Genomic DNA, 10,733 nt, shown 5'->3' on the forward strand with positions numbered 1-10,733 from the left:
TCCAAAAAAACATTGACAGTGCTTTAAAAGGGTCATATAATACATCTCGTTACTCCCCGATAGCTCAGTCGGTAGAGCAGTTGACTGTTAATCAATTGGTCGGCGGTTCAAGTCCGTCTCGGGGAGCCACAAAATTCGAAATTTTTTCAAGCGCTACTATAAATTAAGTTTTACTTAGAGCTGTTTAGTAGTTTATATTTTTCTCCTCCTTTCTTATCTCTAAATTATGAATTCTAAATAGCTCTAAGTGCGCGTGTACATTTGATAAAGATATAAAAATTTCATCAGTGATGCCTTATCTCTAACTTTGGTGTAGAATATCTTGATTTAATATTTCTAAAAAATATAATTATGTAGCTTTAGGATTATTTTGCTATATATCTTTTAAGATTATATAGCATATGCAAATCTGACAAGTTTATAAAAATGACTTTAGATAGTGGCTACTTTTTAGTTTTTTCATATCTCCTTACTTTCCCTATCTAAGGTCAATTTTTATATTTTATAACATTTTTTTTGCTATAATTTAGCTCATTATTTTGATTTATAAAATTATAGACGCTATGAAAGCAACACAAACGCTTATTGCTACTACCAAAGAACTTCCTAAAGAAGCAGTACTTATTAGTCATCAATATATGTTAAAAGCAGGTCTGATTAAAAAACTCGCTTCAGGCATATATACGTGGATGCCCATGGGACTAAAAGTATTACAAAAAATCCAAGAAATTGTCCGTTCAGAGATGAATAAAGCTGGTGCTAGTGAATTACTACTACCAAGCATATTACCATCTGAACTCTTACAAGAAACTCACCGCTGGGATAAATTTGGACCTGAGCTTTTAAAACTAAAAGATAGACATGATAGAGATTTTTGTTATGGCCCAACTCACGAGGAACCTATAGTAGATATGGCTAGAGATACTATCAAAAGCTATAAACAATTACCTTTAAATCTATATCAAATTCAGACAAAATTTAGAGATGAAATACGCCCTCGTTTTGGGGTTATGCGTGCACGTGAGTTTATTATGAAAGACTCATACTCTTTTCATGAAAATAATCAGTGTTTAAATAATACATACAAAGTGATGTATCAAACTTATTGTAATATTTTAGATAAGATAGGCTTAGAGTACCGCCCTGTAAAAGCAGATAGCGGCGCTATTGGTGGTGATAATAGCCATGAATTTCAAGTACTAGCAAACGCTGGGGAGGATATCATTTGCTATAGTAATGATAGTGACTATGCGGCAAATATAGAGCTAGCTACTTATGCAAAACCTGATCTTAGTAAAAAAGCGAATTCTCAAAACTCTATAGAAAAAATTCATACACCAAATATAAAAACTATAGAAAAGCTTTGTAAAGAAATGAAGTTTGATATTAAACAAACTATAAAAACTATGGTTGTTAAAGATACTAAAGGCGACTTCTTTGCCTTAGTTGTAAGAGGTGATCATGAACTAAATGAAACAAAGATAAACAAGCTTCCGCAAATATCTGCACCATATACCCTAGCATCGCGTGAAGAGATTTTTGAACTTTTCAATGCAAACCCTGGCTCACTCGGCATATATAACTGCCCTATTCAAATAATTGCAGACTATAGTGCTATAGCAATATCAGATTTGTGCTGTGGTGCTAATGAAGATGATTATCACTATACAAATGTAAATTGGGATAGAGATGTTACTAACTATGAAATTGCCGATATTAGAAATGTAATAGCTGGAGATATCTCTCCTGATAGTAAAGGTACTTTAGCACTAACAAACGGTGTAGAAGTTGGCCATATCTTTGAATTAGGAGACGTATACTCAAAACCAATGAATGCTACTGTAATTGGCCAAGATGGCAAATCTAAACCTATATTAATGGGTTGTTATGGTTTTGGTGTATCACGAGTTATGGCTGCAGCAATTGAACAATCACACGATGATAAAGGCATAATATGGCCAGAAGCTATAGCTCCATTTGAGGTAGCTATACTTCCAATCAATTACAACAAATCAGAGAATGTCAAAAAGGTTGCGGATACTTTATATCAAGAGCTATCAGCAAAAGGAATTGATGTATTACTAGATGATCGTGGTGCAAGACCTGGAGTAATGTTTGCTGATGCGGACCTTGTTGGCTACTCTCATCACGTTGTAATCGGTGACAGACTTCTAGAGCAAAACCTAATAGAATATAAAAACCGCAAAACCCAAGAAAAACAAGAAATAACTATAGAACTGTTAAAAGATCTTTTTTAATTATAATTTTTTATGGGAACTCCTACAACACTCTCAAAGTCATAAAACTTAGCAAATGCTATGTTATTATATGCGCTTTTATCAGCAGTGATATCATTAATATAAACTGTCTGCCCAAAATATTCTGGGAGCATAGGTAAGACTGGGTTGCTAACGTTATGCTGATGGTAATATACAATCATTCTTTTACGCTCTTGCTCAAATTTATATATCGAGAAATAAATACTGAATATTAAATAAAGCTGTATAACTAATAATATAGAAAAAAGCCAACTTAATTGCTTTATATTTAAATACAATTTATCCATAAAACTACTACTATGATTATAAAACTGCTGAAAAAACGCAATAAAAAAAATAACATAATAGATAAGCAGTACTCTTTGATTCAAGGCATAAGACTTCGCAACTGGTGTTAAAACAAAAATACAACTAATAAGAGCTACACTATAAATACATGCTCTATATTTTGAAACATTCTTATTTGAAAATATAAGAACTAAGAAAAGTCCCATTAACACTATAGGTATTATAGTATCAGGGCTATTTATTACTTGGCTTATTAAATTTAAAAAATTACCAAAAATTGAAATATCTACCTTAGCAGAAGCAGAATCTAACCTTACATAATTTCCTGGAGCAGCAACTAAAATGATGCCTCCAACAAAACAACTAATAAAAAAATAAATTATACTTTTATTAATATTCTTTTTAGATATTTTCTTATCTATAAAGTAAGCTAAGCAGAGTAAAAGAGTAACTCCTACAAATATCTCATTATATAACCCTATAAAAAAACCAATAAATAAGCTAAATAAAATATTTGATTTACCTTTTATAATGGTTAAATAATAAAATATAGTTAATAGTGTTATTCCCCAAAAATACTGAATTGCAGCAGTCTTCCACAGTATATTAGCAATAAACCCTGTCTGATAAAAAATGTATATAAAGAAAAATACATATAGTAAAAAGTCTTTTGATAAAATTTTACCCTTATCCATAGTTACGATTCTAAAAGAAAGTAGCAAGAATAAATAAATACAAATCGAATTTAAAATATTAATTATAAATACCAATACATTAATATACGATTTGTTGAGAAACAAATATATTAATGCCTGAGCGGTTATTCTACCAGTCCAATGGAAATAGTTTGATCCAATACCTCTTAGGTAAATTATAAAACCTTTATTAAGTGCATCAGTACAGGCTCTCCCAAAATCATCGGCTCTTAATGGTTGTAAATAATTTAATAAGAAAAAGTAAGTTATAAATAAGATTGATATAACAAAAACAAAACAGTATTTTTTTCTCATTAGTATAAAACTGTAATAAATGTATAGACTATTATATTTTGTTAGAAAGTAAAAAAATAGCCCAAGCACTTATCTGCTAAACAATTTTTATAAACATTTAAAAGTTTTAGCAATCATATCAAAACTATTTTATTTTATTTAACATATAAAAAACTGTATTATTAGTTTTTAGATAAGATAAAAAGATAAATTATTATCAATAATTAATGAGTAATATAAAATATAGAAAAGATATTGATGGATTAAGAGCATTGGCTGTTCTATCTGTGGTATTATTCCATCTTAATTTAAGCTGGGTCAAATCAGGATTTCTTGGGGTAGATATTTTCTTTGTGATCTCAGGATATCTTATAACTTCTATAATAATTAGAGACCTAGATAACAACTCTTTCTCCCTAAAAAACTTTTATCTAAGAAGGATAAGAAGAATACTTCCTGCATTAATTACTGTATTGATATTTTCAAGCTTTTTAGCCTGGTTAATATTACTACCTCAAGATTTGGAAAACTATTCTGAATCACTTGTAAGTGCAATTGCTTCAGTATCAAACCTTTTCTTCTTTATAAAATTAGATTTTGGATACTTTGGAGCAGATTCCCAAATTATTCCACTATTACACACTTGGTCTCTAGGTGTAGAGGAGCAATTCTATTTATTATGGCCTATAGTCTTAATATTCTTATTTAAAATTGGACTATCAACAAAGAAAAAGCTTTTTGCAACATCTATAATACTCCTAATTCTTTCATGTTTAGTCTTTCTATCTGGTAAGATTGATATTTATATGCTAAGCTCTCAGAGATGGTATTACTTTCCGACTCATAGAGCTTTTGAATTACTATTTGGTTGTGCTTTAGCTATCTTATTATATAAAAATACCAAAGTAATAAATAATAAACTAATCCTTAATATACTATCTATAGCTGCTTTAATATTAATGATAGTCCCTATATTTATTATTAATGTAGGGTTCCCTAGCTTCTGGACTATTATAGCTTGCTTTGGAGCTACTTTATTTATTTATACAGGTAGTGATGTAAGTTTTACTCCTATTGCTAACAAGATATTATCTATAAAACCTTTTGTTGCTATAGGGCTAATTTCTTACTCTTTATACTTATGGCACTGGCCTATAATTGCTTATGTAAATTATCTTAGTATAGAGAAAACTGAGAGCATATGTACAATAATATTTGTAATAAGTATAATATTAGCAACTCTTTCATATTTTCTTGTAGAAAAACCTTTTAGATATAGATTTAAATTTAGCTTTGCTAAAAGCTTTATTGCATTATGGGTAATTCCTTTAATTATCTCTATCTGCTTCTATGCAGCATCAATAAATCATAAGTTTGGATTTAACCAGCCTAAAATAAATCAAAATGAGCTAACTTACTCATATGGATTTGAAAACATTGACAAGAATAATTGCTTCCTTATGATAGCGTCTAGCAATTTTGAGTCAAAACAATTACCAGATATAAATAAATGTTCTATTGGATATGAAAAAATAAAAACACCGAATACATTATTAATTGGAGATTCTCATGCAAGATCTGATATTCCTATGGTTAGTGTTTGGCTTAAAAATATAAAACAAAAAGCATATGTTATCTCTCAAAAAACTACTCCTTTTATTTATGACTTTAAGAATGTCGTTGAATATGTATCTGTTACAGATAGAAATCACGCTATAGCAAAATTAATTAAAACTAAAAAATATAAGTATGTAATACTTGCTGGCGAATGGTCAAAAGGAATATACTCTAGCTCAATTAAATCACTAAAAAAATCAATAAAACTGATTATAGATAGTGGCGCAACACCTATAATAATACTTGATACACCTACTCTCTCATCAAATATTAGTAACTTATGCCCATTAGAACAGCAAAGCTTACCTTTTCTTTTCAATAAGCACTCTTGCCAGGTAAACGCAGAATTCGTCAAAGAACAACAACATGTATTTTCAAATTTAATACAAAAACTAAAAAAACAATATCCAGAAATGGTTATTATAGACCCTAAAAAAGCTATATGTAATGATAAGTTCTGTAATATTGAAATAAATGATGTTCCTATATATGCAGATTCTAACCATCTAAACTATATAGGATCTAAATTACTTGGTGAAAAATACATGAAAGAATATGGAAATCCTCTAAGCTTCATAAAAACACCTTAGTCTAACTAAAAGTAGCATTATTCCTATGATCAACTTATTTAAGCTTTCGTATATTCTTTATTAACTTAAAATAGTATGATAGCAAAATTTATAATATAATTGATCTTAACATATCATCACAAAATATTAATAGTACTTATGATCCAACCCAAACCTCATATTACCACACCACCCTCAATCTATGGTGTTTTTGGTGCATTAGCGGCAGAATATAAATGTGTTAACTTAGCAGTAGGGTTTTCAGACTTTGATACTCCCGAATGGTTAATTGACCGTACCAACTACTATATGAAGAAAGGAGAAAATAAATACTCTCCAATTCCTGGAGTTATAGCCTTACGTCGAGCAGTAGTCCAAAAGACTAAAACCTGTTATGATATTGATATATCTATTGATAATATAGCCATTACTGCTGGAGCTCAAGAAGGCTTATTTACATCAATTTCGGCATATCTCGATAAAAATGATGAGGTTATAATGTTTGATCCCGTATTTGATGCTTATGTAGGAATTACAAACTTTAATCAAGGCAAATGTGTTAGATTGAAATTGCTACCAAATGGTAATATTGATATTCAAGCTATTGCAAATGCCATCACTAATAAAACAAAAATTATACTTCTAAACTCCCCTCATAATCCAATGGGAACTATAATCTCGAGACAAGAATATCAAGAAATTGCTAACATTGTTAAAGATAAAGATATTTTGATAATATCTGATGAAGTCTATGAGCATATTTATGCTGGAGATAGTTTCACAAGTGCTTTACAAATTCCTGAACTAAGAGATAAACTTATAGTACTACAATCTTTTGGTAAAACATACAACCTTACCGGTTGGCGCCAAGGATCAATGATTGCACCAGAGAATATCATAAAGAATATCCTGGCTGTAAAACAGTTCTCAACTTACTCAGCATGTACTCCTATGCAACTAGCATTAGCAGAAGGAATTTTAGAGCATCCTGAATTTTATAAAAACTTACACAAACTTTATAAAAAACAAAATAGCTTATTAAAAAATAAGCTAAAAGGATCGAAATTCAAACTTATTGAGTGGCAAGGATCTCCATTCCAAGTACTTGATTATAGCCAGGTAAGTAATGAAGATGATTACACTTTTGCAACGAAGCTTATTAAAGAACATGGTATAGGATTAGTCCCTCTATCATCACTATTTGAGAACAATCCTAATAATAGATTATTAAGACTATGTTTTGCCAAAAAAAATTATACAATAATTGAAGGTGCTAAAATACTAGCTCAGATATAATCAGTGTATTATTCTAAAAAACTATTCACATAAGCTTATAAAGAACCGTAGTTTTAATTTATACTTGCATTTTGAACTCGTTACTACTTCCCTTGAATCATACTAATTAATGTAGCTGATTTAAGTGAATTACCCTGTTTACCATATTTCACTGCTAAACTCGTCGTATTTTGGGATATTTTATTCATTACTACTTCTATAAAGTCATTAGAATCATTATTATTAACGGCTAAAATCAATGCTTTTTGATCACTCTTTTGATTTGTATTTATTGCGTATGTTTCACCTGCTAAACTAGGAGCCTGTCCAGACTCTATCAACCTCAATGTTTCACTATAAACCTTATTTAAGCTTTTATGGACATTTGCTGTAGAGTAGCCTTCATTGTTATATTTGATATTATTAGTAGCACAAGCAGAAATCAAGGTCACAATAACAACTAAAGTTAAAAGCTTCAAATTTAATTTAAAATCTTTCATTTTTAAAATTATTTAAATTAGGATAATTATAATTATGTTGTTGAGAGTTTTATTTGTCAATAAAAAGAAATTAAATACTAGTGATGATGAATATTGCTTTGTATCATAGGAATTAAGGCAGATGATCTAATAGCATTACCTTCACTTCCATACTTTATAGATATTTGTGTTTTATCTTTTGTTTCTTTCTCAATTGCAATTTCAATGAAATCTGCAGGATCACTATCACTCTCTGCAGCTATTACTGCTTCATTTGACATTTTCTTATTTATTTTAATATCGTATGGACTACCATTTAAATCAAATGTTTGACCATTTTTGATAATATTTAGTGATGCTTCATAAACATTATCAAAACTCTGGTTTAATGTTGTAGTGTAATAACCATTATTAAAGCTACTACCACTAAAGGTTGAACACCCTGATAATATTACTATAGTAGCAACTAAAATTATTAAACTAAACTTAGATTTTAAAAGTCTCATTTTTTTACACCCCAAATTATAATAAAATGATTATCTTATTAGGCCTTTTATTTGTCAATATCAAATATGTCAAATTAGTTTACAAAAATAAATAACTAGATATTTATCAGAAAATTTATATCAAAATAATTACGATTTACTAGTTTTTTTCTGAACTAATGATATAAAAGCGGATGATTTTATTGAATCCCCATCTTCACCATATCTCACTGATATTTTTGTTTCATCTTTTGATTTATTATAAAGAGCTACTTCAATAAAATCAGATGGATCAAAATTACTTTCTCCAACAACTATAGCACGATTACCATCCACTTTATTTAGCTTGACTGTATAAAAATGGCCGCTAGAATCCTGAACCTCACCACTTTTTATAAGTTTTAGTGATTTATTATGAACTTCATTGAAGCTTTGATTAATTGTTACAATATAGTATCCATTAGTATATTGAGGCTCTTCAAAAGTAGAGCATCCATATATTAAAGCAAATATAATAACTAAAACGAAAACACTAAGTCTTAACCTTAGACTCCTCATTACCCACACCTTATCATCAAATTAATTTAATTTTAATTATCTTCCTGGGATTTTCTCTTGTCAATGATTTTAAAAGCACTTTAATATTTTTATATATGATAAATTAAATATAATAATTACAGCTTAAAAAAATGTTAAAATTTGAATGTTATAAACTAAATATTCATAGTTAAGGTTTTAAAATGTCAGATTTAAAAATTAGCATAATTCAAACAGATATTATTTGGGACAATAAACAGCAAAATTATAATAACCTAGAAAAAAAATTAGCTCAAATTGATAGCGACTCTGATATTGTAGTTTTACCAGAAATGTTTAATACTGGATTTATAATGAACCCGACTAATGAGGCTAGTACTCAACAAGACATTATTAACTGGATGTCCAAACAAGTCGAAGGTAAAAACTATGCTCTAGTTGGAAGTGCTGCTACATTTACAGATACAAAGATAGCAAATAGACTCTACTTTGTAACTCCTGAAAAAGAAATCTACACTTATGATAAAAACCATCTATTTATTCATGCAGGAGAAGATAAAAAGTACTCAGGTGGTAATAAGCGAGAGATTATAAATTATAAAGGCTTTAACATATTACTTACAGTATGCTTTGATCTACGCTTCCCGGTATTTAATTGTAATAATAATGACTATGATATACTTCTAAATGTCGCATGCTGGCCAGAATCTCGACGTCAGCACTGGCAAACATTACTAAAAGCTAGAGCAATAGAAAATCAAGCCTTTGTAATAGCATGTAATAGAGTTGGTAAAGATCCTAACGTTAGTTACTCTGGTGATAGTATGATTATAAACTACAATGGAGATATTTTGGCTCACCAAGAGTATCAAGAAGCAATATTAACTGCAACTTTAAATAAAAAAGAGCAGCAGAAACATCGCGAAGCTTTTAACTTCTTGGCTTCTCAGGATAGTTTTACTCTACATCTCTAATTGATTTAGCAAGCTTCTGCAAAACAGCATTTATAAATTTATAACCTTCTTCAGTACCCATACTAAATGCTATCTCAACATACTCCTTTATTATTATCTGATATGGGTTTTCTAGACACTCTATAAGCTCAGCTACAGCAGCTTGTAAAACTGCATAGTCAACATAATTAATCGAATCAATCCCCTCATCTGAGTTTTCTGATATATAGTTTTTGATTGTACTTTGATTTGTATCTACAGCATCAATAAGCCTATAAAAAAGTTCCCAATCAGTTTGATGGCGACCTGCATTATCAGCATAGTATTGCACTTTTAGCTCAGCAAAAGTATTATCAGCAACTTTTTTTTGGTATAACGCTTGTACAGTGTATAATCGAGCATTATTTCTAGCTCTGGCAGTAGTTTTCATAAAATCCTTTGATGTTTTTTTAGATAATTTAAGATATTATTATTTCGCAAATAACTATTATAACCTATCAGTAAAAAATATGTATAAATGGTGGCAAGAAATTGATCTAAAAGATATGACAAATGAGCAGTGGGAATCTATTTGTGATAGATGTGGCTTATGCTGTCTGAATAAACTTCAAGATGATGAAACTGATGAAGTATATTATACTAAGGTTAGCTGTAAGCTTTTAGATACTAATAAATGTCAATGTAGCATGTATAAAAAAAGAAAGCAGCTTGTACCAGAGTGTATAAACCTAACTTATAAACAATTAAAAAATCATGCTCACAAATGGTTACCAAATAGCTGTAGTTATAAGTTGCTATTTGAAGGTAAAGACTTACCGGAATGGCATCACTTAAATAATAATGGTTCAACAGAAAAGATGCATAAAGAAAAAAAATCTGCCAAGCATTTTGCAATATCCGAATATGAGCTAGATGTTGATGAATATTTAGAAGACTTTATTATAAAACTAGATGATTGATTATTTTTTAACTTTTCACATCCACAAAACTAATCAATTCTTCATAGAAAGTCTCTGGCTGATCAGCTGATATAGTATGCTTTGCACCTTTAATAATTTTAACGACTGTAACTTTGTGAAAGCTCATTAACTCTCTTCTTCGCGTTTGTTGGATCAGTTTCTTTGATTTATATACACCACAGTTAGTCATAAATAAACTCGATAGTTTATTATAGATACTGTTTATTATAACCTCAGTTCGGAATTAAAAGCATTGTAAATTAAGGGTTTAGTAGTGTTTTTAGGTTAAAATAAGCGAAAAAC

Annotated in this window: 11 protein-coding genes and 1 tRNA gene; 6 read left to right on the forward strand and 6 right to left on the reverse strand. The window is 29.5% G+C overall.

From position 1 onward, the window contains the following. Positions 1 to 53 precede the first annotated feature (53 nt). Positions 54 to 129 (forward strand) — tRNA-Asn (locus tag AB8E56_RS05365). A 434-nt stretch (positions 130 to 563) separates the two neighbouring features. Then, complete coding sequence (locus AB8E56_RS05370; protein ID WP_329478785.1) at positions 564 to 2,258, forward strand: proline--tRNA ligase; 1,695 nt, start codon at positions 564 to 566, stop codon at positions 2,256 to 2,258. Here AB8E56_RS05370 and AB8E56_RS05375 read toward each other — a convergent pair. Then, entirely contained in the window at positions 2,255 to 3,577 is a 1,323-nt protein-coding gene (locus AB8E56_RS05375; protein ID WP_329478787.1) for a DUF6056 family protein, read from the reverse strand. The two genes, AB8E56_RS05370 and AB8E56_RS05375, sit on opposite strands and share 4 nt — an antisense overlap. Positions 3,578 to 3,783: 206 nt before the next feature. Here AB8E56_RS05375 and AB8E56_RS05380 point away from each other — a divergent pair, with 206 nt between their 5' ends. Both AB8E56_RS05380 and AB8E56_RS05385 read left to right on the forward strand, forming a co-directional pair. Further along, complete coding sequence (locus tag AB8E56_RS05380; protein ID WP_329478789.1) at positions 3,784 to 5,763, forward strand: acyltransferase family protein; 1,980 nt, start codon at positions 3,784 to 3,786, stop codon at positions 5,761 to 5,763. Between the two features lie 138 nt (positions 5,764 to 5,901). Next, positions 5,902 to 7,038, forward strand: coding sequence for an aminotransferase class I/II-fold pyridoxal phosphate-dependent enzyme (locus tag AB8E56_RS05385; protein WP_329478791.1), 1,137 nt, complete (start codon positions 5,902 to 5,904; stop codon positions 7,036 to 7,038). Positions 7,039 to 7,121: 83 nt separating this feature from the next. Here the strand turns inward: AB8E56_RS05385 and AB8E56_RS05390 are convergent, their stop codons facing one another. From AB8E56_RS05390 to AB8E56_RS05400, 3 genes are all read right to left on the reverse strand, one after another. Further along, complete coding sequence (locus AB8E56_RS05390; RefSeq protein WP_329478793.1) at positions 7,122 to 7,517, reverse strand: DUF3568 family protein; 396 nt, start codon at positions 7,515 to 7,517, stop codon at positions 7,122 to 7,124. A 77-nt stretch (positions 7,518 to 7,594) separates the two neighbouring features. Continuing rightward, positions 7,595 to 8,002: a DUF3568 family protein gene (locus tag AB8E56_RS05395; protein WP_329478795.1), complete on the reverse strand. Its 408-nt coding sequence runs from the start codon at positions 8,000 to 8,002 to the stop codon at positions 7,595 to 7,597. A gap of 129 nt (positions 8,003 to 8,131) precedes the next feature. Then, a complete protein-coding gene (locus tag AB8E56_RS05400) occupies positions 8,132 to 8,539 on the reverse strand; it encodes a DUF3568 family protein (RefSeq protein ID WP_329478797.1) in 408 nt (135 codons plus the stop codon). A 182-nt stretch (positions 8,540 to 8,721) separates the two neighbouring features. On the opposite strand from AB8E56_RS05400, the gene AB8E56_RS05405 reads away from it, so the two are divergent. Further along, a complete protein-coding gene (locus tag AB8E56_RS05405) occupies positions 8,722 to 9,492 on the forward strand; it encodes an amidohydrolase (RefSeq protein WP_329478799.1) in 771 nt (256 codons plus the stop codon). Here AB8E56_RS05405 and nusB read toward each other — a convergent pair. Continuing rightward, positions 9,476 to 9,901 (reverse strand): transcription antitermination factor NusB, encoded by a 426-nt coding sequence (gene nusB, locus AB8E56_RS05410; protein ID WP_329478801.1) that lies wholly within the window; start codon positions 9,899 to 9,901, stop codon positions 9,476 to 9,478. The genes AB8E56_RS05405 and nusB overlap by 17 nt on opposite strands. Positions 9,902 to 9,980: 79 nt before the next feature. Between nusB and AB8E56_RS05415 the strand changes: the two genes are divergently transcribed. Then, positions 9,981 to 10,430 carry a YcgN family cysteine cluster protein gene (locus AB8E56_RS05415; protein WP_329478804.1) on the forward strand — a complete coding sequence of 150 codons (450 nt, stop codon included), beginning with the start codon at positions 9,981 to 9,983 and terminating at the stop codon, positions 10,428 to 10,430. A 7-nt stretch (positions 10,431 to 10,437) separates the two neighbouring features. Here the strand turns inward: AB8E56_RS05415 and AB8E56_RS05420 are convergent, their stop codons facing one another. Continuing rightward, on the reverse strand, positions 10,438 to 10,620 hold the full coding sequence (locus AB8E56_RS05420) for a hypothetical protein (RefSeq protein ID WP_329478806.1): 183 nt from the start codon (positions 10,618 to 10,620) through the stop codon (positions 10,438 to 10,440). Between the last annotated feature and the right edge of the window lie 113 nt (positions 10,621 to 10,733).

It is taken from the genome of Francisella sp. 19X1-34, from assembly GCF_041102755.1.
Classification (GTDB): Bacteria; Pseudomonadota; Gammaproteobacteria; order Francisellales; family Francisellaceae; genus Francisella.

Coding starts and splice junctions, on each gene's coding strand:
- AB8E56_RS05370 (WP_329478785.1), top strand. CDS start 564: ATGAAAGCAACACAAACGCTTATTGCTACTACCAAAGAACTTCCTAAA.
- AB8E56_RS05375 (WP_329478787.1), bottom strand. CDS start 3,577: ATGAGAAAAAAATACTGTTTTGTTTTTGTTATATCAATCTTATTTATA.
- AB8E56_RS05380 (WP_329478789.1), top strand. CDS start 3,784: ATGAGTAATATAAAATATAGAAAAGATATTGATGGATTAAGAGCATTG.
- AB8E56_RS05385 (WP_329478791.1), top strand. CDS start 5,902: ATGATCCAACCCAAACCTCATATTACCACACCACCCTCAATCTATGGT.
- AB8E56_RS05390 (WP_329478793.1), bottom strand. CDS start 7,517: ATGAAAGATTTTAAATTAAATTTGAAGCTTTTAACTTTAGTTGTTATT.
- AB8E56_RS05395 (WP_329478795.1), bottom strand. CDS start 8,002: ATGAGACTTTTAAAATCTAAGTTTAGTTTAATAATTTTAGTTGCTACT.
- AB8E56_RS05400 (WP_329478797.1), bottom strand. CDS start 8,539: ATGAGGAGTCTAAGGTTAAGACTTAGTGTTTTCGTTTTAGTTATTATA.
- AB8E56_RS05405 (WP_329478799.1), top strand. CDS start 8,722: ATGTCAGATTTAAAAATTAGCATAATTCAAACAGATATTATTTGGGAC.
- nusB (WP_329478801.1), bottom strand. CDS start 9,901: ATGAAAACTACTGCCAGAGCTAGAAATAATGCTCGATTATACACTGTA.
- AB8E56_RS05415 (WP_329478804.1), top strand. CDS start 9,981: ATGTATAAATGGTGGCAAGAAATTGATCTAAAAGATATGACAAATGAG.
- AB8E56_RS05420 (WP_329478806.1), bottom strand. CDS start 10,620: ATGACTAACTGTGGTGTATATAAATCAAAGAAACTGATCCAACAAACG.